The organism is Cupriavidus sp. BIC8F, assembly GCF_032465815.1.
GTDB classification, from domain to species: domain Bacteria; phylum Pseudomonadota; class Gammaproteobacteria; order Burkholderiales; family Burkholderiaceae; genus Cupriavidus; species Cupriavidus necator.
Genome location: NZ_CP136094.1, coordinates 3,849,874 through 3,874,667, shown reverse-complemented (window position 1 = coordinate 3,874,667; position 24,794 = coordinate 3,849,874). Strand labels below are relative to the sequence as shown.

Annotated in this window: 29 protein-coding genes and 1 tRNA gene; 21 read left to right on the top strand and 9 right to left on the bottom strand. The window is 65.4% G+C overall.

Going from position 1 to position 24,794, the window contains the following annotated elements:
• Positions 1–22: 22 nt before the first annotated feature.
• On the bottom strand, positions 23–208 hold the full coding sequence (locus RS901_RS18075) for a hypothetical protein (protein ID WP_316150250.1): 186 nt from the start codon (positions 206–208) through the stop codon (positions 23–25).
• Positions 209–493: 285 nt separating this feature from the next.
• Here RS901_RS18075 and dusA point away from each other — a divergent pair, with 285 nt between their 5' ends.
• From dusA to RS901_RS18055, 4 genes are all read left to right on the top strand, one after another.
• Positions 494–1,558 (top strand): tRNA dihydrouridine(20/20a) synthase DusA, encoded by a 1,065-nt coding sequence (dusA, locus tag RS901_RS18070; protein ID WP_316150249.1) that lies wholly within the window; start codon positions 494–496, stop codon positions 1,556–1,558.
• A gap of 969 nt (positions 1,559–2,527) precedes the next feature.
• Positions 2,528–2,836: a hypothetical protein gene (locus tag RS901_RS18065; protein ID WP_410054184.1), complete on the top strand. Its 309-nt coding sequence runs from the start codon at positions 2,528–2,530 to the stop codon at positions 2,834–2,836.
• Between the two features lie 107 nt (positions 2,837–2,943).
• A tRNA-His gene (locus tag RS901_RS18060) sits at positions 2,944–3,019 on the top strand.
• Positions 3,020–3,110: 91 nt separating this feature from the next.
• A complete protein-coding gene (locus tag RS901_RS18055; RefSeq protein ID WP_316150248.1) occupies positions 3,111–3,455 on the top strand; it encodes a hypothetical protein in 345 nt (114 codons plus the stop codon).
• A gap of 39 nt (positions 3,456–3,494) precedes the next feature.
• Here the strand turns inward: RS901_RS18055 and RS901_RS18050 are convergent, their stop codons facing one another.
• Together RS901_RS18050 and lexA are read right to left on the bottom strand one after the other, a co-directional pair.
• Positions 3,495–3,665: a hypothetical protein gene (locus RS901_RS18050; RefSeq protein WP_316150247.1), complete on the bottom strand. Its 171-nt coding sequence runs from the start codon at positions 3,663–3,665 to the stop codon at positions 3,495–3,497.
• Between the two features lie 110 nt (positions 3,666–3,775).
• Complete coding sequence (gene lexA / locus RS901_RS18045) at positions 3,776–4,429, bottom strand: transcriptional repressor LexA (RefSeq protein WP_013957143.1); 654 nt, start codon at positions 4,427–4,429, stop codon at positions 3,776–3,778.
• A gap of 257 nt (positions 4,430–4,686) precedes the next feature.
• Here lexA and RS901_RS18040 point away from each other — a divergent pair, with 257 nt between their 5' ends.
• The 8 genes from RS901_RS18040 (at position 4,687) to RS901_RS18005 (ending at position 10,715) form a co-directional block, all read left to right on the top strand.
• The gene (locus tag RS901_RS18040; RefSeq protein WP_316150246.1) at positions 4,687–5,679 is read left to right on the top strand and encodes an asparaginase; all 993 of its coding nucleotides are present in this window, start codon (positions 4,687–4,689) and stop codon (positions 5,677–5,679) included.
• A gap of 118 nt (positions 5,680–5,797) precedes the next feature.
• Positions 5,798–6,172: a 30S ribosomal protein S6 gene (rpsF, locus tag RS901_RS18035; RefSeq protein ID WP_010809513.1), complete on the top strand. Its 375-nt coding sequence runs from the start codon at positions 5,798–5,800 to the stop codon at positions 6,170–6,172.
• Positions 6,173–6,249: 77 nt separating this feature from the next.
• Positions 6,250–6,549: a primosomal replication protein N gene (gene priB, locus RS901_RS18030; protein WP_013957140.1), complete on the top strand. Its 300-nt coding sequence runs from the start codon at positions 6,250–6,252 to the stop codon at positions 6,547–6,549.
• Positions 6,550–6,552: 3 nt separating this feature from the next.
• Positions 6,553–6,831, top strand: coding sequence for a 30S ribosomal protein S18 (gene rpsR, locus RS901_RS18025; RefSeq protein WP_006163606.1), 279 nt, complete (start codon positions 6,553–6,555; stop codon positions 6,829–6,831).
• A gap of 32 nt (positions 6,832–6,863) precedes the next feature.
• On the top strand, positions 6,864–7,316 hold the full coding sequence (gene rplI, locus RS901_RS18020) for a 50S ribosomal protein L9 (RefSeq protein WP_316150239.1): 453 nt from the start codon (positions 6,864–6,866) through the stop codon (positions 7,314–7,316).
• Positions 7,317–7,484: 168 nt separating this feature from the next.
• On the top strand, positions 7,485–8,876 hold the full coding sequence (locus tag RS901_RS18015; protein WP_013957138.1) for a replicative DNA helicase: 1,392 nt from the start codon (positions 7,485–7,487) through the stop codon (positions 8,874–8,876).
• A 191-nt stretch (positions 8,877–9,067) separates the two neighbouring features.
• Complete coding sequence (locus RS901_RS18010) at positions 9,068–9,694, top strand: DUF47 domain-containing protein (RefSeq protein ID WP_010809517.1); 627 nt, start codon at positions 9,068–9,070, stop codon at positions 9,692–9,694.
• Between the two features lie 13 nt (positions 9,695–9,707).
• Complete coding sequence (locus RS901_RS18005; RefSeq protein WP_316150168.1) at positions 9,708–10,715, top strand: anion permease; 1,008 nt, start codon at positions 9,708–9,710, stop codon at positions 10,713–10,715.
• Positions 10,716–10,775: 60 nt separating this feature from the next.
• Here the strand turns inward: RS901_RS18005 and RS901_RS18000 are convergent, their stop codons facing one another.
• From RS901_RS18000 to RS901_RS17980, 5 genes are all read right to left on the bottom strand, one after another.
• Positions 10,776–11,462, bottom strand: coding sequence for a C40 family peptidase (locus tag RS901_RS18000; protein WP_316150166.1), 687 nt, complete (start codon positions 11,460–11,462; stop codon positions 10,776–10,778).
• A gap of 47 nt (positions 11,463–11,509) precedes the next feature.
• Positions 11,510–11,971: a hypothetical protein gene (locus tag RS901_RS17995; protein ID WP_316150163.1), complete on the bottom strand. Its 462-nt coding sequence runs from the start codon at positions 11,969–11,971 to the stop codon at positions 11,510–11,512.
• A gap of 136 nt (positions 11,972–12,107) precedes the next feature.
• On the bottom strand, positions 12,108–13,811 hold the full coding sequence (locus RS901_RS17990; RefSeq protein WP_316150160.1) for a PhoH family protein: 1,704 nt from the start codon (positions 13,809–13,811) through the stop codon (positions 12,108–12,110).
• A 428-nt stretch (positions 13,812–14,239) separates the two neighbouring features.
• On the bottom strand, positions 14,240–14,704 hold the full coding sequence (locus RS901_RS17985; protein ID WP_316150157.1) for a peroxiredoxin: 465 nt from the start codon (positions 14,702–14,704) through the stop codon (positions 14,240–14,242).
• A gap of 126 nt (positions 14,705–14,830) precedes the next feature.
• Positions 14,831–15,214: an Mth938-like domain-containing protein gene (locus tag RS901_RS17980; RefSeq protein WP_018309168.1), complete on the bottom strand. Its 384-nt coding sequence runs from the start codon at positions 15,212–15,214 to the stop codon at positions 14,831–14,833.
• Positions 15,215–15,558: 344 nt separating this feature from the next.
• On the opposite strand from RS901_RS17980, the gene RS901_RS17975 reads away from it, so the two are divergent.
• From RS901_RS17975 to crcB, 7 genes are all read left to right on the top strand, one after another.
• Positions 15,559–16,794, top strand: a complete 1,236-nt coding sequence (locus tag RS901_RS17975; protein WP_316150150.1) for a pyridoxal phosphate-dependent aminotransferase — start codon at positions 15,559–15,561, stop codon at positions 16,792–16,794.
• Between the two features lie 49 nt (positions 16,795–16,843).
• Entirely contained in the window at positions 16,844–18,154 is a 1,311-nt protein-coding gene (locus RS901_RS17970) for a homoserine dehydrogenase (RefSeq protein WP_316150147.1), read from the top strand.
• Positions 18,155–18,175: 21 nt separating this feature from the next.
• The gene (thrC, locus tag RS901_RS17965) at positions 18,176–19,621 is read left to right on the top strand and encodes a threonine synthase (protein ID WP_316150146.1); all 1,446 of its coding nucleotides are present in this window, start codon (positions 18,176–18,178) and stop codon (positions 19,619–19,621) included.
• A 173-nt stretch (positions 19,622–19,794) separates the two neighbouring features.
• Positions 19,795–21,033: a gephyrin-like molybdotransferase Glp gene (gene glp / locus RS901_RS17960; RefSeq protein WP_316150145.1), complete on the top strand. Its 1,239-nt coding sequence runs from the start codon at positions 19,795–19,797 to the stop codon at positions 21,031–21,033.
• A 32-nt stretch (positions 21,034–21,065) separates the two neighbouring features.
• Positions 21,066–21,323 (top strand): molybdopterin converting factor subunit 1, encoded by a 258-nt coding sequence (gene moaD / locus RS901_RS17955; protein WP_010810478.1) that lies wholly within the window; start codon positions 21,066–21,068, stop codon positions 21,321–21,323.
• A 1-nt stretch (position 21,324) separates the two neighbouring features.
• Positions 21,325–21,843: a molybdenum cofactor biosynthesis protein MoaE gene (locus RS901_RS17950; protein WP_316150143.1), complete on the top strand. Its 519-nt coding sequence runs from the start codon at positions 21,325–21,327 to the stop codon at positions 21,841–21,843.
• The gene (crcB, locus tag RS901_RS17945; RefSeq protein WP_316150141.1) at positions 21,843–22,223 is read left to right on the top strand and encodes a fluoride efflux transporter CrcB; all 381 of its coding nucleotides are present in this window, start codon (positions 21,843–21,845) and stop codon (positions 22,221–22,223) included. Before RS901_RS17950 ends, crcB begins: the two co-directional genes overlap by 1 nt.
• Here crcB and RS901_RS17940 read toward each other — a convergent pair.
• Positions 22,173–23,081: an alpha/beta hydrolase gene (locus tag RS901_RS17940; RefSeq protein WP_316150140.1), complete on the bottom strand. Its 909-nt coding sequence runs from the start codon at positions 23,079–23,081 to the stop codon at positions 22,173–22,175. The two genes, crcB and RS901_RS17940, sit on opposite strands and share 51 nt — an antisense overlap.
• 241 nt (positions 23,082–23,322) lie before the next feature.
• Between RS901_RS17940 and RS901_RS17935 the strand changes: the two genes are divergently transcribed.
• Together RS901_RS17935 and RS901_RS17930 are read left to right on the top strand one after the other, a co-directional pair.
• The gene (locus RS901_RS17935; protein WP_316150139.1) at positions 23,323–23,976 is read left to right on the top strand and encodes a TetR/AcrR family transcriptional regulator; all 654 of its coding nucleotides are present in this window, start codon (positions 23,323–23,325) and stop codon (positions 23,974–23,976) included.
• Complete coding sequence (locus tag RS901_RS17930; RefSeq protein WP_316150138.1) at positions 23,973–24,755, top strand: enoyl-CoA hydratase/isomerase family protein; 783 nt, start codon at positions 23,973–23,975, stop codon at positions 24,753–24,755. Before RS901_RS17935 ends, RS901_RS17930 begins: the two co-directional genes overlap by 4 nt.
• The last annotated feature ends 39 nt before the right edge of the window (positions 24,756–24,794 follow it).

Genomic DNA, 24,794 nt, shown 5'->3' with positions numbered 1-24,794 from the left:
AGGGTGGCTACCCCTGCATGGCCTATTGTTCGGCGGCGCCAGAATCCTCGCTAGCCGGTGCCACAATTTCCAGCCATTTCCAGTCGACGAAGCGGTCGCCAGTGTGCCGAAGATGGGTATAGCGCTGCAGGCTTGCCGCTGCCAGCCTACGGGTTATTTCGTCGAGCCGGCGGGTCGAGAAGATGGCGAACGCAGTGATGGCCTGCATGGCATGCTGTCTTTTCGCTTTGCCCGGATCAGGCCAAAGTACTTCATCAGCTCGTCCAGCTCGGCGAGCTCTGGGCGATCGAGAAGACCGAGCTCAGGTGCGCCATGTTGAACACGACGGTGCCGCCTTGCTTCAGGCGAACCTGCGCGGTGTACCCTATACTTCCGTCCTTTCGCGCGCGCTGCGTGATCGTCCCCATATTCTCGGTGCTACAAGAGTTGAGATGGTGCTAAATCGTAGCGCCTGGGACGGAAAATAGGACGAAATAGGCGGAATCGGCAGGAAATGGAACGTACTCACGGCACCCCGGAAACTGAGGCTACAGGCGGGAAGCAAGGAAATATAAGGGCGCGCAGAATATCTGTGGCCCCGATGATGGACTGGACCGACCGCCATTGCCGCATGTTCCACCGCCAGCTCAGCCGCCACACCTGGCTGTACACCGAGATGGTGACCACCGGCGCGCTGCTGCATGGCGACGTCCCGCGCCATCTGGATTTCGATGCGGCCGAACACCCGGTCGCTCTGCAGTTGGGCGGCAGCGAGCCGGCCGACCTTGCCATGGCGGCCAAGCTGGGCCAGCAGTGGGGCTATGCGGAAGTCAACCTGAACTGCGGCTGCCCGTCCGAGCGCGTGCAGCGCGGGGCCTTCGGCGCCTGCCTGATGGCAGAGCCGCAACTGGTGGCCGACTGCGTCAAGGCGATGCGCGATGCGGTGGACATCCCGGTCACCGTCAAGCATCGCATCGGCATCGACAAGATCGAGCACTATGATTTCGTTCGTGATTTCGTCGGCCGGGTGGCCGAGGCGGGTTGCGGCACGTTTATCGTCCACGCGCGCAATGCGATCCTGAAGGGCCTGAGCCCGAAAGAAAACCGTGAGATTCCGCCGCTGCGCTATGAGGTGGCGTACCAGCTGAAGCAGGAGTTTCCGGACCTGGAAATCCTGATCAACGGCGGCATCGTCAGCTATGACGAGATGGCGACCCACCTCGAGCACGTCGATGGCGTGATGATCGGTCGCGAGGCATACCATCAGCCCTATGTATTGGCCGAAATGGATGCGCGCTTCTATGGCGATTCGAGTGCGCCGACGCCGTCGCGGCTCGACGTCGAGCTGGCGATGCAGCGCTATATCGGCGACCTGGTGGAGCGGGGTGGATATATGGGTGCGGTCACGCGCCACATGCTTGGCCTGCATCGTGGCATTGCGGGCGGGCGCGGCTGGCGTCGCGTACTGTCGGATGCCAAGCGCATGAATGCGGCACGCACGCGTGCCGATGTGGATGCATTGTTCGAAGAGGCGCGCGCGCACTTGCGGCCGCAGGCACAAGAGCCACTGGCCGCGTAAGCGAGCGCGGGCCGTGCGCGCACTGCCGAGGCCGCGCTCTAACTCAAAATCGTGGAAATGTGCATGGCTGCGCGGGGGTACCGCGCGCCGCACTTGCAATTCCTGATCGCCCGGAAACCGGCGCCAGGAAAGGGATTCCCCTAATTCGCTGAGGCAGGGCACTTCCATACACTGTGCCTGCCCTTGAATACAGGGCTTTCTTCAACTGATTATTAGCCCGCTTCGGCGGGCTTTTTTTCGTCGGCGTTGTTTGCTGCTACGCCAGGCTTGTTGCTCTTCGTTTACCCGAATGGTGCATTCCCGGCATGACAGTTACAGTGCAACCGCCTTCAGGGCATTTGAGATCGCTAAATTTAAGAGTCCGCGCTGCGGACTCTTTTTTTGCGCGCTCGCTTTGCATGCGCCAGACGAGGGGATTAGACGCTCGGCTTTGCAAAGAGTTCCATCGGTCACGCTGGCAGGCTAGCGCGTATGGCTGATGCCTACGTCCAGCGTGCCATATGTCGTGATGCTGGATTCCCTGCCGTCGACCCCGCCGGCAGCGCATCCGCCGAGCAAGGCCGCCAATGCCATCAGCGCAAGAATCCGCGCAGGCCATCTACACTTGATTTGCATTCCCGTTCCCTGCGTTCGTTGACGTGTCGATGATGTCGATTGGGCTCGCATCCGCTCGTGAGGTTCCATCGCCAAGTGCTGGCGCCACGACAATGAGAGGGCAGGGTGGCCAAAAAGAGGCAGGCGGCCCGATGGGGCGGGCCGCCTGACGGGAAGGTCGAGGGGGGTCAATGTCCCTCAGGCACAAGTATCGCTTCGCGCATTTGCGGCATGAACCCTGCAGAGGTAGGGGCTGTGCACAGCATATTTCCGCGAACGATCGACGGCATGCGCGAAGGTGCCGGCCAGCCGGGCGCCCTGGTCGGCGGCCGTGATACGATCCCTCGCATTGCCCTAGGCGAGACAAGGCATGGCATGCGGACCGATGCCGGCAGGGGGAGCAGCGTGGAAAAAGCAAACGTGGAAAACGAAGCGCCGTTCGGTGTTGTCTATGAAGACTTCAGGGTGGTCTGGGTCGCCGAGCAACTGCAGGACGGCAAATGGACGGCACGCTACTGCTGGCACCCCGGCACTTCGGAAGCCGCTGGCAAGGCGTTGCAGGAAGCCGTGCTGAATGGCAAGTCGCGCCGCCTGTTGGGGCAGTTCGATACCGAAGCCGAGACCGTCGAGGCCATCAAGCAGGCAGTGCTGCTTGAGGCAAAGTGGAGCCCGTCCCGAACCTGAGCTCTTATCTCAAAAAAAATTGTGCGGGATACTAGCCATCCCGGGAAACTGTTTGTATAATCTTGGTTTTCGTCGATCAGCAACGTAACGCGCTGATGACCTCTACGGTGGCTGTAGCTCAGTTGGTAGAGTCCAGGATTGTGATTCCTGTCGTCGTGGGTTCGAGTCCCATCAGCCACCCCAAAGCATTTTCCAGAACGGCGCCTCGCGAGGGCGCCGTTTTGCATTCCCCGGGGGTGGTATGTCTGTTCGAGCGGCAGTGATTGGCGTAGCGATGGCAGCCATGGTGGCAGGGTGCGCCACCGGAACTTCTGAAAAGGCCATTCGCGCGCGTGCGCCCATGCGCTTGTTCACGCCCGCCATGATGGGCGATGTTGCGAAATGCCTGCGCAACAATCTGGGCGATGACGCGGCGGTCGTCAACTATCCGGCGAAGAACCAGACTGAGATCCGCATCGGCCAGGCCACGTCTGGCGGTGAATACCGATACGCCTATCTGATTTCGCTGACGGCGAAGCCGGATGGTACGGCACTGGAACTGCGCAAGAGCGATACGTGGTTCCCGCAGCTGACGCCGCAGGAGCTGGAAGCCGAAACCAAGGCGTGCGCGCGTAGCTGAGGGCAGGGCCCACGGCTACGCGGGCTGCGCCCGCAGGGTTCAGGCAGCCAGCTTTTCGGCGGCTTCGAGTTCAAGCATGCGGCAGATCGCCGCCATGCTGCCGACCATGGTGCGGCGCTGCGTACCCTGGTAGACGCGTACGCCCTTGCTCTGGCGGAACGGCACGGGCTTGACCGGGTGACGGGCGGCGACTTGGTGGATTTGCGGCATGGTGGCACCTCTTTTAGGCAAAGCGGGGTCAACACCCGGCAAGCCGGGCGGCGTCTGCAAAGCAATGGAAGCGGGTGGGCCCGCGCAGGCTCGCTGCCTGCGGTGCCCGGCTAGAAGCCGGAAGATCGGATCAGACCGACGGCGATGCCTTCCAGCGAGAACTCCTCGCCAGGCTCCACGATGATGTTGGTGAAGTCCGGGTTTTCTGCGATCAGTTCGATATGGCCACCGCGTCGCTGCAGGCGCTTGACGGTCACGTCATCACCCAGGCGCGCCACCACGATCTTGCCGTTGGCGGCTTCGCTGGCGCGGCGCACGGCCAGCAGGTCGCCATCGAGGATGCCGGCATCGCGCATGCTCAGGCCGCGCACACGCAGCAGGTAATCAGGGCGTTCGTCGAAGACCGAGGCGTCGACCTGGTACTGGCGGTCGATATGCTCGGCGGCAAGTATCGGGCTGCCGGCGGCAACGCGGCCCACCAGCGGCAGCGTCAGCTGCATCACGCCGGCCATCGGCAACGAAAACTGGTCGGGCATTTCCGAATCGCTGCGTGCCACCTTCAGGCGGATGCCGCGTGAGGCGCCCGGGGTCAGTTCGATCACGCCCTTGCGTGCCAGCGCCCTCAGGTGTTCTTCTGCGGCATTGGGCGAGGAGAAGCCGAACTCTGCGGCGATTTCGGCGCGCGTGGGCGGAAAGCCGGTGCGGCGGATCGTGTTGCGGATCAGATCGAAAATCTGCTGCTGCCGGGGTGTCAGGGTCGCCATGGGATCGCCGTTCCGTGCAGGGCCGCGGGGATTCCGGGTAAGGGGTCGGTCGATCCCTTATCCTGCATCCGGCTGGCCGGGCACTGTATGTTTAAACAGTATGCTGTGATTTTATACAGTATCGGCCTGAGCGCAAGCAGAATTTTTCGGGCGTGTCGCATGGACGGAATGTGGATCGCCAGCGCGGGCTCGCGGCGAGGCCGGGCGCGCCCGCTACAATCGGCATTCCTGTTTTCCCATATTCTTTGCACGCCTCCATGACCCAATTGCCTCGCATCATCGTACTGGCCACCGGCGGCACCATCGCTGGCGCGGCCGGCAACTCCGCCAGCAGCGCACGCTACCAGGCGGCGACCGTGCCGGTGTCGTCGTTGCTGGCAGCGGTGCCAGCGCTGCAGTCGGCGGCCCGCATTGAAGCCGAGCAGGTGGCCCAGGTCGACAGCAAGGACATGACCTTCACGCTCTGGCAAACGCTGGCGGCGCGGGTTGAGCACTGGTCCGCGCAGCCCGACGTGGCCGGCATCGTGATCACGCACGGCACCGATACGCTGGAAGAAACCGCGATGGCGCTGCACCTGACGCAATCGTGCCCGGTGCCCGTGGTGATGACGGCGGCAATGCGCCCGTCGACATCGCTGTCGGCCGATGGCCCGCTGAATCTGCTGGATGCGGTGCGCGTGGCCGCTCATCCCGATGCGCGCGGCAAGGGTGTGCTGGTGGTACTGAACCAGCAGATCCACGCTGCGCGGGATGTGGCCAAGGCCCACACGTCGGCGGTGGATGCCTTTGTCTCGGCCTGCGGGCCGCTGGGTTTCGTGCAGGATGACTATGTGCGCTTCGCGCGCGCGCCGCGCGCGGCCTGGGTGATTGGGCCGATGCCGGCGGCGTGGCCGATGGTGGAGATCGTGGCCAGCTACGCCCAGCCGGGCAGGGTAGCTGTGGATGCGCTGGTCCGCGCGGGCATTGCCGGACTGGTGGTGGCTGCCGCCGGCAATGGCTCGGTGCATGAGGTGCTGGCCGAGGCGCTGGCCGATGCCGCTGCCGCGGGCGTGGCCGTGGTGCGCAGTTCCCGCACCGGGGCCGGCCATGTGGCGATTCCACCCCAGCTCAGCCCGGCGGATGGGGCTTTTGTTTCCGCAACGGACCTCAATCCCTATAAGGCGCGCGTGCTGCTGGCCCTGGCGCTGGCAGCCGATGCAGGACTGGCGCGGGATCCGGCAAGGCTGCAGACTTTGTTTGCCAACGCCTGATTTGCCTGTGTAAACAGCGGCTTGCGCAATTGCTGACATGCGCGCTATAATTTAAAGCTATTCAACCTTGCCACACCGGACTCGTGACGCCCGGGTGGCTAATCCAAAAGGAGCGTCAATGCGTCATTACGAAATCGTCTTCATCGTCCACCCGGACCAGAGCGAGCAAGTGCCGGCCATGATCGAGCGCTACAAGCAGCTCGTGACCTCGCAGAACGGCAACGTTCACCGCGTGGAAGACTGGGGCCGTCGCCAGATGGCTTACATGATCCAGAAGCTGGCCAAGGCTCACTACGTTTGCCTGAACATCGAATGCGGCAAGGAAACGCTGGCTGAACTGGAACACGCGTTCAAGTTCAACGACGCCGTCCTGCGCCACCTGATCGTGCAGACCAAGAAGGCCGAGACCGCACCTTCGCCGATGATGAAGGAAGTGCAGCGCGAAGAAGCCCGCAAGGCCGCGCAAACGACCACCGAAGGCCAGGCCGCCTGAGTGCGGACTGCGGTGCGCGCCATGGCTGACAGCGTCGGCCGCGGCAGCATGGATTGCAACCAGCAAGAGGCTCCGCGTTGAACCAGCTTCGGCTTGCCGCCACCCTGGCGGAACGCGATGCCCTGCGCTATACCCCGGCCGGGGTCCCCGTCGTGAACTGCATCCTGCAGTACAGCGGCGAGGCCGTCGAGGCGCAAACGCCGCGGCAGGTCGAGTTTGCAATCGCAGCGATGGGGATCGGACAGGTTGGCCAGCGTCTGGAGCGGTTACCGCTCGGCACGCTGCTCGACTGCGAAGGATTCCTGGCCCGCAGGCACCGCAACAGCAAGGCTCTCGTCTTTCACATCACTGGATGTAAAGCATTCGAAAAGGATTGAATCATGGCATTCGTCAAACGTGACAACAAGAACAAGAAGCGCTTCCAGCAACAGAACCCGCTGTTCAAGCGTAAGCGCTTCTGCCGCTTCACCGTGGCTGGCGTGGAACAGATCGACTACAAGGATCTGGACACCCTGAAGGACTTCATCGGCGACAACGGCAAGATCACGCCGGCCCGCCTGACCGGTACCAAGGCTCACTATCAGCGTCAGCTGGATACGGCCATCAAGCGTGCGCGTTTCCTCGCGCTGATGCCGTACACCGACCTGCACAAGAACTGATCAGGCCCTAGGTCCGTTAAGGAGAGAATACGATGCAAATTATTCTGCTGGAAAAAGTCGTCAACCTGGGCAACCTGGGTGACATCGTCAAGGTGAAGGACGGTTACGCCCGTAACTTCCTGATCCCGGGTAAGAAGGCCCGCCGTGCTACGCAAACCGCGATCGCCGAATTCGAAGTCAAGCGCGCCGAGCTGGAAAAGGCCGCTGCCGAGAAGCTGGCCGCCGCGCAAGCCGAAGGCGAGAAGCTGAACGGCCTGACCGTGCAGATCACCCAGAAGTCGGGTGTGGACGGCCGCCTGTTCGGTTCCGTGACCAACGCCGACATCGCTGAAGCCCTGGCTGGCCAAGGCTTCAAGCTGGAAAAGGCCCAGGTTCGCATGCCGAATGGCCCGCTGAAGATGGTGGGCGACCACCCGGTCAGCGTTGCGCTGCACACGGACGTCGTGGTCGACGTGACCGTGTCGGTCGTGGGCGAGAGCGTCTAAGGACGTGCCGCCTCGCCGGCGCGCTGCGCCGGCTGAAGCACCGCAAGCACTGCAAGCAAGAAAGGCAGGAGCCCTGGCTCCTGCCTTTTTTGTTGTTCGCTCGTGTTTGCGGGCCCCGTCGCCAAATGTACGGCGAAGTGCGTCCACGCGCCGGTATAATCCCTCCCCATGAACGCGCCTGTCGCCGATCCCCAACTCGAGAACCTCAAGGTCCCGCCGCACTCCATCGAAGCCGAGCAATCGGTGCTGGGTGGCCTGCTGCTGGACAACGCCGCCTGGGACCGCATTGCGGATTTCATCTCCGAGGCGGATTTCTACCGTTTTGACCACCGGATGATCTTCCAGAGCATCGCCCGGCTGATCTCGGCCACCAAGCCGGCCGACGTGATCACGGTCTATGAGATGCTGCAGGTCGCCGGCAAGGCCGAGGAGGTGGGCGGCCTGGCGTACCTGAATTCGCTGGCGCAGAACACGCCCAGCGCGGCCAATATCCGCCGCTACGCGGAGATCGTGCGTGAGCGCTCGGTGCTGCGCAAGCTGGTGACGGCGGCAGACGATATCGCCTCGGCCGCGTTCGCGCCCAAGGGCCGCGAGGTGCGCGAGCTGCTGGATGAGGCGGAGTCCAAGGTCTTTGCGATTGCCGAAGAAGGCTCGCGCGGCCAGAAGGGTTTCCAGGAAATCCAGCCGCTGCTGACCCAGGTGGTCGAGCGCATCGACGAGCTGTATCACCGCGATTCCACCACCGACGTCACCGGCGTCCCGACCGGCTTCATCGACCTGGACAAGATGACCAGCGGCATGCAGCCGGGCGACCTGGTCATCGTGGCCGGCCGCCCGTCGATGGGCAAGACGGCGTTCTCGCTGAACATCGGTGAGCACGTGGCGGTGGAGCAGGGCCTGCCGGTGGCAGTGTTCTCGATGGAAATGGCGGGCACCCAGCTGGCCATGCGTATGCTCGGCTCGGTAGGCCGCCTCGACCAGCACCGGCTGCGCACGGGCCGCCTGCTGGATGAAGACTGGCCGCGGCTGACGCATGCGATCCAGCGCATGAACGACACCCAGCTGTTCATCGACGAAACGCCGGCGCTGAACCCGATGGAGCTGCGTGCCCGTTCGCGGCGCCTGGCGCGCCAGTGCGGGCAGCTTGGCCTGATCATCATCGATTACCTCCAGCTGATGTCAGGTTCCGGCGGCGGCGAGAACCGCGCCACGGAAATTTCCGAAATTTCCCGTTCGCTCAAGGGCCTGGCCAAGGAACTCAACTGCCCGGTGATTGCACTGTCGCAGCTGAACCGAAGCCTGGAACAGCGCCCCAACAAGCGTCCGGTGATGTCCGACCTGCGCGAGTCCGGCGCTATCGAACAGGATGCCGACGTGATCCTGTTCATCTACCGCGACGAAGTCTATAACGCGGACTCCCAGGACAAGGGCACGGCCGAGATCATTATCGGCAAGCAGCGTAACGGCCCGATCGGCACGGTGCGCCTGACCTTCCTGGGCCAGTTCACGAAGTTCGACAACTTCAGCGGCGGCCCGGCTTTCTTCGACAACGACACCTGACGAAGTCAAGCCAGCCTGCAATAGTCTGTGCGGCGCCGTCTTGTTTGCGCCAAATTCGCGGGCAATGTCCCTGTAACCCTGTAAAATATTGCGCTTTGATGACAGTCGCCACCCGCGACTGTCATGCAACGCGCCCGCTCAATCCTGCAACACAATCAGCAGCGTTACCACGCTGCCACAAGGAACATTCCATGTTCGGCCGATTCATGCCCACGGAGGGCAAGTTCTTCGAATATTTCAACCAGCACGCCGACTGCGCGGTGACCGCCGCCCATGAGCTCCAGGCACTGGTCAACGACTTGCCCAACGCCGAGGCCCATGCGCGCCGCGTCCAGGCCACCGAAAAGAAGGCCGACCGGATTACGCACGACACCATCGACCTGCTGCACAAGACCTTCATCACGCCGCTGGACCGCGACGAGATCCACAAGCTCATCACGACCATGGACGACATCCTGGACCTGATGGAAGACGTGGCCGAGACCATCTCGCTGTACGACGTGACCAACCTGACCGACGAGGCGCTGCGCCTGGCGGCCATCTGCGTGCAGTGCTGCGACCAGGTCAAGATCGCGGTGGGCCTGCTCGAGGACATGGGCAACGCCAGCACCATCCTGAAGACCGCCCAGCAGATCGACCAGCTTGAGTCGGAAGCCGACCGCGTGATGCGCTCGGCGATGTCCAAGCTGTTCCGCGACGAGACCGACGTCAAGCGCCTGATCAAGCTGAAGGCCATCTACGAACAGCTCGAGACGATCACCGACAAGTGCGAGGACGTCGCCAACATCATCGAAGGCATCGTCCTGGAAAACGCCTGAGGCGGCAATCGGCATGCAGACCATACAAATGAGCCTGTGGGTGATCGCCTTGCTGGTGGCGCTCGCGCTGCTGTTCGACTTCATGAACGGCTTCCACGACGCGGCCAACTCGATCGCCACGGTGGTGTCCACCGGCGTGCTCAAGCCGCACCATGCGGTGGCAATGGCGGCGATGTGCAACGTTGTCGCAATCTTTGTCTTTCACCTGAAGGTGGCGGCCACGGTGGGGACCGGCACCATCGACGTCAATATCGTCGACCACTACGTGATATTCGGGGCCCTGGTCGGGGCGATCGCCTGGAACGTCATCACCTGGTATTACGGCATCCCGTCGTCGTCGTCGCACGCGCTGATCGGCGGGCTGGTGGGCGCGGCGGTGGCCAAGGCCGGCACGGGCGCGCTGGTGGGCAGCGGCCTGCTGAAGACCGTGGCGTTCATCCTGATTTCGCCGCTGCTGGGGTTCATCCTCGGTTCGATGATGATGGTGATCGTGGGCTGGACCTTCTTCCGCACGCCGCCGTCGCGCGTGGACCGCTGGTTCCGCCGGCTGCAGCTGGTCTCGGCCTCGCTGTACAGCCTGGGCCACGGCGGCAATGACGCGCAGAAGACCATCGGCATCATCTGGATGCTGCTGATCGCCAGCGGCCATGTGGTGGCCGGCGGCCAGCCGCCGACCTGGGTGATCGTCAGCTGCTACGTGGCCATCGGCATGGGCACGCTGTTCGGCGGCTGGCGGATCGTGCGCACCATGGGCCAGAAGATCACCAAGCTCAAGCCGGTCGGCGGCTTCTGCGCCGAGACGGGCGGGGCGATCACGCTGTTCTTTGCCTCGGCGCTGGGCGTGCCGGTATCGACCACGCATACCATCACCGGCGCCATCGTCGGCGTCGGCTCGGCACAGAAGATGTCGGCGGTGCGCTGGGGCGTGGCCGGCAATATCGTCTGGGCCTGGGTGCTGACGATTCCGGCATCGGCCTTCATGGCGGCGATCGCATGGTGGATCGGGCGGCATATCCTGTAAGGCAGGGGCCGCCGTACCAACAAAAAGCCAGGCTGATGCCTGGCTTTTTGTTTGGGCGCTTCACTGGTTGGCGAAGGCAGCGATGGGATCGTCGTCGACCGGAAGCGGTGCAGGGGCCGGCGCGGGCTCAGGCAGCGGTTGCGCGGCCGGGGGTGCCACCGGCGCTGGCGGCACGGGCGGCTGGTTGACTACCGCGACCACGCGGCGCGCGCCGTTGTAGCGCGAGGCCCAGTAAGGCTTGCCCATGTCTTCGAGCCGGACCGTGCCGCCGGACGACGGTGCATGGACAAAGCGGTTCTGTCCGACGTAGATGCCCACGTGCGAATTGGCGCGGCCGGTGGTGTTGAAGAACACCAGGTCGCCGGACGCCACCTCGCTGCGGTCCAGCGAGCTGCCGCGGGCGCCCATCGCCTCGGTCGTGCGCGGCAGGTTCACATTGGCCGCGCGCGACACCACGTAGCGCACCAGCCCGCTGCAGTCAAAGCCGGAGTCCGGCGTATTGCCGCCGTAGCGATAGGGTGTGCCGACCAGCGACATCGCCTGAATGGAAATTTCTTCCAGTCCGGCGCTGGGGTCGACCAGGGGCTTGCCCGGCGTGCGCGGCAGGCCGGCGTGGCGCGAAGGCGGGGAACTGGCGCAGGCCGCCAGCAGCAGGGCGGTGGCGCAGAGCAGCGGCAGCCGGACCTGGGCAAGCAGGCCCTGCGCACGCGATGGATGGGAAGAGATTCGGGTACGGCGCAATGGCATCCTGGGTTTCCGGTCGCCGGCCTGCCGGCGCACCGGAAGCCTTGCCGCTACCAGCGTAGCTGGGCGTTGCGCGTACCGGTGCTGACCTTGATGGACTTGGCCTGGCCCTTGTAACTGGCCTCGATATTGTAGCTGCCTTCGGGCGCACGTATCAGGCAGCGCGGGCCGGCGGCGCGGAAGCTGGCGACTTCTTGCTCGTCGCGCACCAGCCTGACCGCCACGTCCGACAGGAATTCACCGTTCGCACCCTGTGTAAACAGGATGCCTATATTGAAGTCCTTTTCCTTCGCGGCCAGCGCCTGGCGCTCGTCCTCGGCGACACCGCCGCAGACGTAGCTGACCGGGCCCATGGTGCGGATCACCATTTCTTCTTCGGCGGCATGGGCCGGGCGCCAGCTGGCGGCAAGCGCGATGCCGGCGGCAGCCAGCACGGCCAGCACAAGGCGCTGCCTGTGCTGGCTGCGGGCGACGGCAGGCGCATGCGTGCCGGGCAGATGCTGGATATTCATCGACGCCTCCAGTGGGGATGCGGGGCAACGGCAAACATGGGCCATCATAGCCCCAAAGTGCTTGTCGTTGACGACGGCGCTCAGGCACTGCGGGCGCGCCCCGCCACCGGCAGGGCGCGCCCGCAGGCTGCCAGTGTCAGAGCACGTCGCCGGCGTGGTCCGCTAGGCGCGAGCGTTCGCCGCGCGCCAGCGTGATATGGCCGCTGTGGCTCCAGCCCTTGAAGCGGTCGACCACGTAGGTCAGGCCCGATGAACCCTCGGTGAGGTACGGCGTGTCGATCTGCGCGATATTGCCCAGGCAGATGATCTTGGTGCCCGGGCCGGCGCGCGTCACCAGCGTCTTCATCTGCTTGGGCGTCAGGTTCTGTGCCTCGTCGATGATGACGAACTTGTTGACGAAGGTGCGCCCGCGCATGAAATTCATGCTCTTGACCTTGATGCGCGAGCGGATCAGTTCCTGCGTGGCCGCGCGGCCCCAGTCGCCAGCGCTGTCGTCGCTCTTCTGCAGCACCTCGAGGTTGTCGTCGAACGCGCCCATCCACGGCTGCATCTTCTCTTCCTCGGTGCCGGGCAGGAAGCCGATGTCCTCGCCCACCGGCACGGTGGCGCGGGTGACGATGATCTCGTTGTACAGCTTCTGGTCCAGCACCTGTTCCAGGCCCGCCGCCAGCGCGAGCAGGGTCTTGCCGGTACCGGCCTGGCCGAGCAGGGTGACAAAGTCGACGTCGGGGTTCATCAGCAGGTTGAGCGCGAAGTTCTGCTCGCGGTTGCGCGCGGTCACGCTCCACACATTGTTCTTGTGGTGCGTGTAGTCCTTGAGCGTCTGCAGCAGCGCGGTCTTGCCGTTGATCTCCTTGACCTGCCCGTACAGCGGCAGGCTGCCATCGACCGGCTCCAGGTAGACGAACTGGTTGACCAGGAACGACGGCACCAGCGGACCGGTGAGCCGGTAGAACATGGCGCCGGACTTCGGGTCCTGCCAGCTTTCCACGCCCTTGCCGTGCTTGGCCCAGAAGTCGCCGGGCAGCTGCATCACGCCGGCGTAGAGCAGGTCCTTGTCTTCCAGGACCTGGTCGTTGAAGTAGTCTTCCGCCGGCAGGCCCAGTGCGCGCGCCTTGATGCGCATGTTGATGTCTTTCGACACCAGCACGACCTGGCGTTCCGGGTATTGCTGCTGCAGCGCGCTGACCACGCCCAGGATCTGGTTGTCGGCCTTGCCCTGCGGCAGGCCTTCAGGCAGCTTGATGTCGTTCAGGCGCGTCTGGAAGAACAGCTTGCCCTGCGCGTCGCGGTTGCCCAGCTTGGCCAGCGGCAGGCCTTCGTCGAGCACGCCGTCGGTGCCGCCCACCAGCGAATCGAGTGTGCGGCTGACCATGCGCGCGTTGCGCGCGACTTCGCTCATGCCCTTCTTGTGGTTGTCCAGTTCTTCGAGCGTCATCATCGGCAGATAGATGTCGTGTTCCTCGAAGCGGAAGAGCGAGGCCGGGTCGTGCATCAGCACGTTGGTGTCGAGCACGAACAGCTTGCTCGGGCCTTCGGACTTGCGGGCGCGGCGCGTGGGGCCGGTGGACGGCTTGACCAGGCTGACCGGTGCGGCAGTGACGGCAGGCGTCGACACGGCCGGGGTCTCGGTGCTGCGGGCGCGGGTGCCACCGGCGGCGCGGGCCCGGACCTCAGGCACCTCGGTGTCGCCGGTTTCCAGCAATGCCACGCGCTCGAGCGCCGGCACAGGTTTCTTGCCCTGTGTGGCGGCTTTGGCCTTGGGCACCGCGGAGACCGGAGCAAACTCGCTCGGATCCAGCAATTGGGCAGGCTTGGCGGGCATGGTAGGCAGCGGCATGCTTGGCTTTCCTTTCAGGGGGACAAGAAGGGGGCGAGGGTGTCCGTGCCGCGACGCCGCGATACGTCGGAGACGGCGTGGCGGCCGATGGCCGGGGCATGCATGCGCGAGGCTCCCGGCGCGGACAGGCATGAGGACAGACGCGGCTGCAAACAAAAAAGCCGCCATGCCTGCTGAACAGGGTTGGCGGCTGGGATCCGGCGGCTTCTTTGGCGGACTGCCGACACGGCAGGTCCGCTACCGGCCTGTGGCGCGAACCGCCTGGGCCGGGGAGTCGAAACAGCGTGGCATCCGGAATCTGAACTCATTACGGGCCAATGTATCCGAAGGTTTTGGGTTTGGCAATTGGGTTTGCCAACGGCTTGTTGCGACACGGCACGTCCGGCTTGGCGTCCGTGTCGAGGCAAGGCCGATACCGACGCGATACCTCAGAGCCCGCGCACGATTTCCAGGACTTCGTCAACATGGTTCGGCACCTTGATGCCGCGCAGTTCGTGGCGCAGGCTGCCCTTGCCGTCGATGATGAAGGTGCTGCGCTCGATGCCCCGGTGCTCCTTGCCATAGAGCTTTTTCATCTTGATGACATCGAACAACGTGCACACGGCTTCGTCGGCGTCGGAGATCAGCTCGAAGGGCAGTTCAAGCTTGGCCTTGAAGTTCTCGTGCGAGCGGATGCTGTCGCGCGAGATGCCGAACACCTGCACGCCGGCTTTCTGGAAATCCTCATACTGGTCGCGGAAGTTCATGGCCTCCGTGGTGCAACCCGGCGTGTTGTCCTTCGGGTAGAAGTACAGCACCACCGCCTTGCCGCGGCAATCGGCAAGGCTGAAGGTGGCGTCGCCGGTCATCGGCGCGCTGAAGTCGGGTACGGCCTTGTTCAGACTGACGGTCATGCTTGTGGCTCCTGGGGGAGGGGCAGGGGATCGGGAGAATCGGGTGAGGGGGCTGCCACCTTGGCGGGGCAGATTGGGGCGCCCTGCCGGACTTCAAGCGTGGCGCCGGCTCAACTTTTGCAAAGGTCAGGCGGCTTCGGGTTCGAGCAGCAGCACCGCCGCCACCTTGCGGCCTTCTGCCATCAGGATGTTGTAGGTGCGGCAGGCGGCCTGCAGGTCCATGGCGTCCACCCCGACATGGCGGCGCGACAGCGACGCGGTCAGGCGCGGGTGCGGGAAGCGCAGCCGCGAGCCGGTGCCGAGCAGCACCACTTCGGGGCCGAGTTCCACCAGCTGCTCGAAATGGGCGGGCTCCAGGTCTTCGAAGCGGCTGACCGGCCAGGGCCGGACTTCGCCCTCGGGCATGACCAGGACCGAGTTGGTGTGACGGACGAGGTTGATCTCGATGTAGCCCGGCCCGTAGGCCGTGACGGTATTGAGCGACTGGGGCTGGTCGGCGTGGAGTTTCACTTGGAGGCCTCTGCGGCGGCCGCCGCGGGCTGGCGGGCCGGCCCGTGGGGCGGATGGCCGGCACCCCGGGCGGGTACGGTGTGGACGACAGGATGGACGACAGTGCGCAGGCGCCTGGCGTGCGCGCGGCAAGCGCACGCTGCAATGCAAGAATCCCTGCCGAAGTCTGTCATAATCCGATAAATTATAGCTTTTGCCTCCCTGTCTGCCACGTTCGCGTTGCATTGCAGCGGACGGCGCCTCGGCGCGGGGCTTCCGCACGGGGCTTCGGCATTAATTCAGATTCGCCCAGATTCCCTGTCCGGTGCCGCCTGCGCGGCACGCTACGCTTGCCCGACATCGCCGTGAAACCCATCCAGAAATCCAACAAACTCAATAACGTTTGCTACGACATCCGCGGACCGGTGCTGGAAAAGGCCAAGCAGATGGAGGAAGAAGGGCACAAGATCATCAAGCTGAATATCGGCAACCTGGCCGTGTTCGGGTTTGATGCGCCGGAAGAGATTCAGCAGGACATGATGCGAAACCTGCCGAATTCGGCAGGTTATTCTGATTCCAAGGGTATTTTCGCCGCACGCAAGGCGATCATGCACTATACCCAGCAAAAAAATATCGAAGGCGTTGGCCTGGACGATATTTATGTGGGCAACGGTGCCTCCGAACTGATCGTGATGGCCGTCAACGCGCTGCTCAATGCCGGCGACGAAGTGCTGGTGCCGGCGCCGGACTACCCGCTGTGGACCGCCGCGGTAAGCCTCTCGGGCGGCACGCCGGTGCACTATATCTGCGACGAGTCCAACGACTGGATGCCCGATCCGGCCGATATCCGCGCCCGCATCACGCCGCATACCAAGGCCATCGTCATCATCAACCCGAACAACCCCACCGGGGCGCTGTATTCGGACGAACTGCTGCTCGAGATCGTCGCCATCGCGCGCGAGCACGGCCTGATCATCTATGCCGACGAGATCTACGACAAGGTCCTGTACGACGGCCACACCCACACCTCGATCGCCTCGCTCTCGACCGACGTGCTGACCGTGACCTTCAACGGCCTGTCGAAGAACTACCGCTCGTGCGGCTACCGCGCCGGCTGGATGGTGGTGTCGGGCGACAAGCGTCCGGCCATCGACTATATCGAAGGCCTGAACATGCTGTCGTCGATGCGCCTGTGCGCCAACGTGCCGGGCCAGTGGGCGATCCAGACCGCGCTGGGCGGCTACCAGAGCATCAACGACCTGGTCAACGAAGGCGGGCGCCTGCGCCGCCAGCGCGACCTGGCCTACGATCTGATCACCGCGATTCCGGGCGTGACCTGCGTCAAGCCCAAGGCGGCGCTGTACCTGTTCCCCAAGCTCGACCTGTCGATGTACCCGGTGCAGGACGACCAGGAGTTCATCTATGAACTGCTGCAGGAATCCAAGGTGCTGCTGGTGCAGGGCTCGGGCTTCAACTGGGCCAGTCCCGACCATTTCCGCATCGTGTTCCTGCCGCATGAGGAAGACCTGCGCGAGGCCATCAGCCGCATCGCGCGCTTCCTCGAGGCGTACCGAAAACGCCACGGCAAGGCAGCGGCCTGATTCCGCGGGCCGCGCCGCAATTCATCCTTAGCAACTCAGAAGATTGTCCATGAACCCCATCAAAGTTGGCCTGCTCGGCATCGGTACCGTCGGTAGCGGCACGTTCAACGTGCTCAAGCGCAATCAGGAAGAAATTCGTCGCCGCGCCGGCCGCGGCATCGAGATTGCCGTGGTGGCCGATCTCAACACCGAACGCGCGCGCGAACTGACCAACGGGGAAGTGGAGATCGTCAGCGACGCCAACGAGGTGGTCAGCCGCCCCGACATCGATATCGTCATCGAACTGATCGGCGGCTACGGCATCGCGCGCGAGCTGGTGCTCAAGGCGATCGAGAACGGCAAGCACGTGGTCACCGCCAACAAGGCGCTGCTGGCCGTGCACGGCAATGAGATCTTCGAAGCCGCGCGCCGCAAGGGCGTGATCGTGGCGTTCGAAGCTGCAGTGGCCGGCGGCATCCCCATCATCAAGGCGCTGCGCGAAGGCCTGACCGCCAACCGCATCCAGTGGATCGCCGGCATCATCAACGGCACCACCAACTTCATCCTGTCCGAGATGCGCGACAAGGGTCTCGATTTCGACGTGGTCCTGAAGGAAGCGCAGCAACTGGGCTACGCCGAGGCCGACCCGACCTTCGACATCGAAGGCGTCGACGCCGCGCACAAGGTCACGCTGATGAGCGCGATCGCCTTCGGCATGCCGGTGCAGTTCGACAAGGCCCACGTGGAAGGCATCACCAAGCTGTCGGCCACCGACATCAAGTACGCCGAGGAACTGGGCTACCGCATCAAGCTGCTGGGCATCAGCCGCCGCCGCGACGATGGTGTCGAGCTGCGCGTGCATCCGACGCTGGTGCCGGCCTCGCGCCTGATCGCCAACGTGGAAGGCGCGATGAACGCGGTGCTGGTGCAGGGCGACGCCGTGGGCGCGACGCTCTACTACGGCAAGGGCGCCGGCGCCGAGCCGACCGCCTCGGCCGTCATCGCCGACCTGGTCGACGTGACCCGCCTGCACACCGCCGATCCGAACCACCGCGTGCCGCACCTGGCGTTCCAGCCGGATGAGCTGTCGAGCGTGCCGGTGCTGCCGATCGAAGAGATCAACAGCTCGTACTACCTGCGCATGCGCGTGGCCGACGAGACCGGTGTGCTGGCCGAGATCACCCGCATCCTGGCTGAAGGCGGCATCTCGATCGACGCCATGCTGCAGAAGGAATCTCGCGAAGGCGAGCCGCAGACCGACATCATCATCCTGACCCACATCACGCGCGAGAAGCACGTCAACGCGGCGATCGCCAAGATCGAGGCGCTGCCCACCGTGCTGTCCGACGTGACGCGCCTGCGCATGGAAGAACTGAACTAAGGGCCGGACCAGCCGATTCACATGAAATACCAGTCGACCCGCGGCCATGAGATGCCGCAATCGTTTTCCGAGATCCTGCTGGGCGGCCTGGCGCCGGACGGCGGGCTGTACCTGCCCACCGAGTACCCGCAAGTCACGGCCGATGAGCTCGAAGCCTGGCGCAAGCTGTCGTATGCCGACCTGGCCTACGAGATCCTGCGCAAGTTCTGCGACGATATTCCCGCCGAGGACCTGCGCGCGCTGACGCGCAAGACCTATACCGGCGAGGTGTACTGCAACGCGCGCGAGGGCGACAACACCGCCGACATCACGCCGCTGCGCACGCTCGGTGAAGAGGGCGGTACCAAGCTGCAACTGCTGGGCCTGTCCAACGGCCCGACGCTGGCCTTCAAGGACATGGCGATGCAGCTGCTCGGCAACCTGTTCGAGTACGCGCTCGGCCGCGCCGGGCAGGAGCTGAACATCCTGGGCGCAACCTCGGGTGATACCGGCAGCGCTGCGGAATACGCGATGCGCGGTAAGCGCGGCATTCGCGTGTTCATGCTGAGCCCGCACCGCAAGATGAGCGCGTTCCAGACCGCGCAGATGTTCAGCCTGCAGGATGCCAACATCTTCAACCTCGCCGTCGAAGGCGTGTTCGACGACTGCCAGGACATCGTCAAGGCGGTCTCCAACGACCTGGAGTACAAGGCGCGCCAGAAGATCGGCACGGTCAACTCGATCAACTGGGCACGCGTGGTGGCCCAGGTGGTGTACTACTTCAAGGGCTGGCTGCTGGCCACCAGCGGCCCCGGCCAGAAGGTGTCGTTCTGCGTGCCGTCCGGCAACTTCGGCAACGTCTGCGCTGGCCACATCGCGCGCATGATGGGCCTGCCGATCGACAAGCTGGTGGTCGCCACCAACGAGAACGACGTGCTCGACGAGTTCTTCCGCACCGGCGCCTACCGCGTGCGCAAGTCGGCCGAGACGTACCACACCTCCAGCCCCAGCATGGACATCTCCAAGGCCTCGAACTTCGAGCGCTTCGTGTTCGACCTGCTGGGCCAGGACGCCGGCAAGCTGGCGGCGCTGTTTCGCGACGTGGAAGAGAAGGGCGGCTTCGACCTGTCGGGCACGCCGGAATTCGACCGCATCCGCCAGTTCGGCTTTGTCTCGGGCCGCAGCACGCACCAGGACCGGCTTGCCACCATCCGCGACCTGTCGTCGCGCTACGGCATCACCATCGATACCCACACCGCCGACGGCGTCAAGGTGGCGCGCGAGCATCTCAGCGCCGGCGTGCCGATGGTGGTGCTGGAAACCGCGCTGCCCGCCAAGTTCGCCGACACCATCCGCGAAGCGCTCGGCCACGAGCCGGAGCGCCCGGCCAGGTTCGAGGGCATCGAGAGCCTGCCGCAGCGCTTTGAAGTGATGCCGGCCGACGCCGCGCAGGTCAAGACCTACATCGCCGGCCACACCGGCCTGTAAGCGCGCGGGTGCGTGTAGCCCGCTGCGGCGCTGCCGCATGCCGGGCCCGCGCCAACTCGCTACAATCAGGCTGCGGGCCCGATCCTCGGCCCCCGGATTGCCTGCCCCAACCAAGTGGGTGCCGGCAATGCGCGGGCCGTTTTTCGTGGGCCAACTCTTTCCCACATCGCACCATGACCCAAGCCGCAGCACCTTCCCGCCCCCCGATGCTGACCATGGCCCAGGCGCTCGACGCGCTGCTCGGCGCCGCCCGTCCGCTGGCGCAGGTTGAATCCATCGATACGCTCGACGCCAACGGCCGCGTGCTGGCCGCGCCCGTGACCAGCACGCTGCGCGTGCCGCCGGCCGACAACACCTCGATGGACGGCTACGCCATGCGCGCGGCCGATGTGCCCGCTGCCGGCACGCGGCTGCGCGTATCGCAACGGATTCCCGCCGGCCATGTCGGCACCGCGCTGGAGCCCGGCACCGCCGCGCGCATCTTCACCGGCGGGCTGATCCCGCCGGGCGCCGACGCCGTGGTGATGCAGGAGCAATGCACCGCCGAGGGCGAGGACGTGATCGTCAGCCACGTACCGCAATCCGGCGAATGGGTGCGGCGCGCGGGCGAGGATATCGAAGCCGGCAGCGTGATCCTGCCGGCCGGCACGCGGCTGACGCCGCAGGCGCTGGGCCTGGCCGCATCGGTCGGGCAGGCGAAGCTGGACGTGGTGCGGCGCGTGCGCGTCGCCGTGTTCTTCACCGGCGATGAACTGGCGATGCCGGGCGAGCCGCTCAAGCCGGGCGCCATCTACAACTCCAACCGCTTCACGCTGCGCGGCCTGCTGGAAAACCTGGGCTGCGAGGTCAGCGACTTCGGCATCGTGCCCGACACGCTGGCCGCCACGCGCGAGACGTTGCGCCGCGCGGCGCAGGGACACGATCTGATCATCACCTCGGGCGGCGTTTCGGTCGGCGAGGAAGACCATATCAAGCCCGCGGTCGAGGCCGAAGGGCGGCTCGACATGTGGCAGATCGCGATCAAGCCGGGCAAGCCGCTGGCGTTCGGGCAGGTCAACAACGATGCTGAGCCGGCGTTCTTCCTGGGTTTGCCTGGCAACCCGGTGTCCAGCTTCGTGACCTTCCTGCTGTTCGTGCGCCCGTTCATCCTGCGCCTGCAGGGCGTGGCCGGCGTGACGCCGCGGCGCCTGCCGCTGCGCGCGGATTTCGAGCTGAAGAAGGGCGACCGCCGCAATGAGTTCCTGCGCGCGCGCATCAATGCCGAGGGCGGCCTGGACCTGTTCCCCAACCAGAGTTCGGGCGTGCTGACCTCCACCGTCTGGGGCGACGGCCTGATCGACAACCCGCCCAACCAGCCGATCGCGCGCGGCGATACCGTGCAGTTCATTCCGTTTGACGGCCTGCTCGCATAGCCGGCCAGCGTTACCAGGACACAGAAGCTGTGATGACCATCGAACTCCGATTCTTTGCCAGCGTGCGCGAGCAGCTGGGCGTGGCCGAAGAGCGCGCCGAGGTGCCGGCCGACGTGCGCACCGTGGGCGAACTGCGCCAGTGGCTGCGCCAGCGCGGCGGCGCCTGGGCCGAGACCCTGGCTGAAGGCCGCGCGCTGCGCATGGCCGTCGACCATGCGGTGGCGCGCCCCGATACGGCGATTGCCGACGGCTGCGAAGTCGCCTTTTTCCCACCAGTGACCGGAGGCTGAGATGAGCGTCAGGGTGCAGCGTGAGGATTTCGATCTCGGCGCGGAAGTCGCGGCGCTGCGTGCCGGCAATCCGGCGGTCGGCGCGGTGGCCAGCTTTATCGGCACCGTGCGCGATGTCAGCGACGGCAGCGCAGTCAGCGCGATGGAACTGGAGCACTATCCGGGCATGACCGAAAAGGCGCTGGCGCAGATCGAGGCGGCTGCGTGCGCGCGCTGGGCGCTGCTGGGCGTGACCATCATCCACCGCGTCGGGCCGATGCAGCCGCTGGACCAGATCGTGATGGTCGCGGTGGCGTCGGCGCATCGCGGCAATGCCTTTGCCGCGTGCGAGTTCATCATGGACTACCTCAAGTCCGAAGCGCCGTTCTGGAAGAAGGAAGACACCCCGGAAGGCGCGCGCTGGGTCGACGCCCGCGTGACCGACGAAGCCGCCCTCCAGCGCTGGGGGATCGCATCGTTCAATGCCAGCGGCGACGATGCTGGCGCACCACCGGAGAAGCAGGACGGGAGCCAGCCCTGATGGGGCCGCTCGGCTTTGTCGCCGTGGGCGCAGGCGCCGCGGCGGGTGCGTGGCTGCGCTGGGGCTTCGCGGTGCTGTGGAACGCGATCAATCCCGCGCTACCCTATGGCACGCTGGCGGCCAACCTGCTGGGCGGCTACCTGATCGGGCTGGCGGTGGGATTCTTCGATACGCACGCCGCCCTGTCACCAGAGTGGCGCCTACTGGCCATCACCGGCTTCCTTGGCGGGCTGACCACGTTCTCGACTTTTTCCAGCGAGGTGCTGGCGAACCTGATTGCCGGCGACTACGGCTGGGCGGCGCTGCACCTGCTGCTGCACCTGGGCGGCTCACTGCTGCTGACCGCGTTCGGCCTCTGGACTTACCGCCTGCTGGCCTGACGCGGCCCGGGCGATCAGGTCCAGCAGCGCGGCATTGAACGCCTGCGGCTGCTCCATGTGCGGGCTGTGGCCGGCGCCGGCCACCACGCTGAATCCCGCCTCGGGCCGCAGTGCGAGCGTGGCGGCGACCACCGCGGGCGCATAGAGCCGGCTGGCTTGCCCGTACAAATGGAACAGCGGCCGCCCGGTGCCGCGCAGTGTCTCCCGGAAATCCTGGCGTGCCATGTCTTCCCATAGCGCGGCAAGCGCCGCCGCATCGCACTGGCTTGCCATGTGCGCGATGCGCTGCATTGCGGCGCCTTCCGGGCGGCTTCCCGCCGACCACATTCCCAGCGCGACCGACGGCGCCAGCCGGGGCCAGTCGGCCCGGATGCGGGCCGCCATCTGCGCGGCGTGCGCTGTCTCATAGTGGCCGTGCAGGCCATGCGGCCAGGCCGGATCGGTCACCAGCCTGGGCGTCATGTCGATGCTGCCGACCGCTGCCAGCGGAAGACCTGGATGGTCGCGCAGCAGCGCCCATGCCACCATCGCCCCCATCGACCAGCCAGCCACCACCACGTCTGTCAGCCCGAGGTGCACAACCAGTCCGGCGACGTCGCGCGCCAGCGCCGTGATCGTGGTGCCGTCGCGTTCGCGCGACAGGCCGTGGCCGGCATGGTCGGGCGCGATCACGCGGAATCCCGCCAGTGCGAGCGCCCGCTGGCCGTCGAAGGCCTCGCCGGTGACCGACCAGCCGTGCAGCAACAGCAGCGGCCGCCCCTGGCCGGTTTCGCGCCAGCCTGGCAAGGCGCCGCGCGCCGGGTAGCTGGCGAAGGGCAGCGGAGCGGGGCCGGCAGGTGCCGAATCGGGAGCGTCCAACGACGGTTCTCTCCTGGCAGGAGGGTAAAGGGAAGCGGCCTGTATGCCACCGGATGAGGGTGCCTCTCTATTGACATCCATGGGGGGCAATTTATACGATGAAACATGAATCAGCTATCAGGTTTTGCCTGAGTGGCGATTCCCGGCGCAGGCAGGCGCGGAGGAGGCGCCTGCCTGCACCGGCATGACAGGAAGCGGCTGGCATTCCAATGACAAGGCGCGCAGCGCCACCGGAGACAAGATGTCCCAGACCGATACGGACGCACCGCCCGAAACCGGCGCAATCCGCGAACCCGGCCACGCCGGCGGCATCTGCCCGCCCAAGACCGCGCGCGGGCAGAAGACGCGCGAGGCGCTGCTGCGCGCGGCCGAGAAGGTGTTCGGTGAGAAAGGCTATTACGCCGCGTCGATCTCCGAGATCACGCAGGAAGCCAAGGTCGCGATGGGCACCTTCTACTTGTATTTCAAGGACAAGGAAGACATCTTCCGCGCGCTGGTCGCGCACATGCTGGAACTGGTGCGCGCCCACCTGCGCAAGCACGTTGCCGCCGCGGCCACCCAGATGGAAGCCGAGCGCCTGGGCCTGAAGGCCTTCCTCTCGTTCGTTTCGCGCCACAAGAACCTGTACCGGATCGTGCTGGATTCGTACTCGGTGGACGAAACCATCTACAGCAGCTATTTCCAGGTGTTTGCCGAGCTCTACAGCCGGCGCCTGACGCGCGCCGAAGAGCAGGGCGAGATCGTGCCCGGCGATGCCGAGGTGCGCGCCTGGTGCCTGATCGGCATCAGCAACTTCCTGGGCATGCGCTATGCGCGCTGGAAGCGCCCGCCTTCGATGGAGAAGGTGGTCGATACCGCCTTCGACCTGATCTCGCACGGCCTGCAGCCGCGATGAACGCCCACGCAGAACCCCTGGTGCAGTGGGAGCGCGCCGATGGCGTGGCGCTGCTGCGCCTGAACCGGCCGCAGCGGCACAACAGCCTGGTGCCCGAGTTGCTGGAAGCGCTGCTGGCCGCGCTGGACGAGATTGAAGCCGACCCCGCGATTCATGCCGTGGTGCTGACGCATGCCGGAAAAAATTTCTCCACCGGCGGCGACGTCGCGGCATTCGCTGCGCAGGGCGATGCGATAGCCAGCTACGCCGACCGGCTGCTGGCACTGCTGAACCGTTCGATCCTGCGCCTGGCCGCGCTGCGCTGCCCGGTGGTGGCGGCGGTGGAGGGGTGGCTGACGGGCGGCTCGCTGGGCCTGGTGCTGGCGTGCGACATGGCGGTGCTGGCGCGGGATGCGCGCATCGCGCCGTACTACACGGTGGTTGGCTTCAGCCCGGACGGCGGCTGGACCGCGATGCTGCCGGAACTGGTCGGCACGCCGCGGGCGCGTGCCTGGCAGCTGAACAATACGATCGTTGCCACGCCGGAGGCGGCGGCGCTCGGGCTGGCGACTGCGCTGGCCGCGCCGGGTGCGGCCGAGGCCGATGCCGTGACGCTGGCGCGTGGCGTTACGCGCAAGGTGCCGGGCAGCGTGGCCCGCACGCGCGCGCTGTTGCGCTGGGACGCCGACACCCTGGCGGCCGGCCTTGAGCGAGAGCGCGCGGCCTTTGTCGCACAGATCGCCAGCGCCGAGACCGCCGACGGCATGCGGTGCTTCCTGGCAGGGCGCGCGCGCGAATAGTCCGTACAGCATTCCAAAGCAGTTGCAGCAGGTTTCATC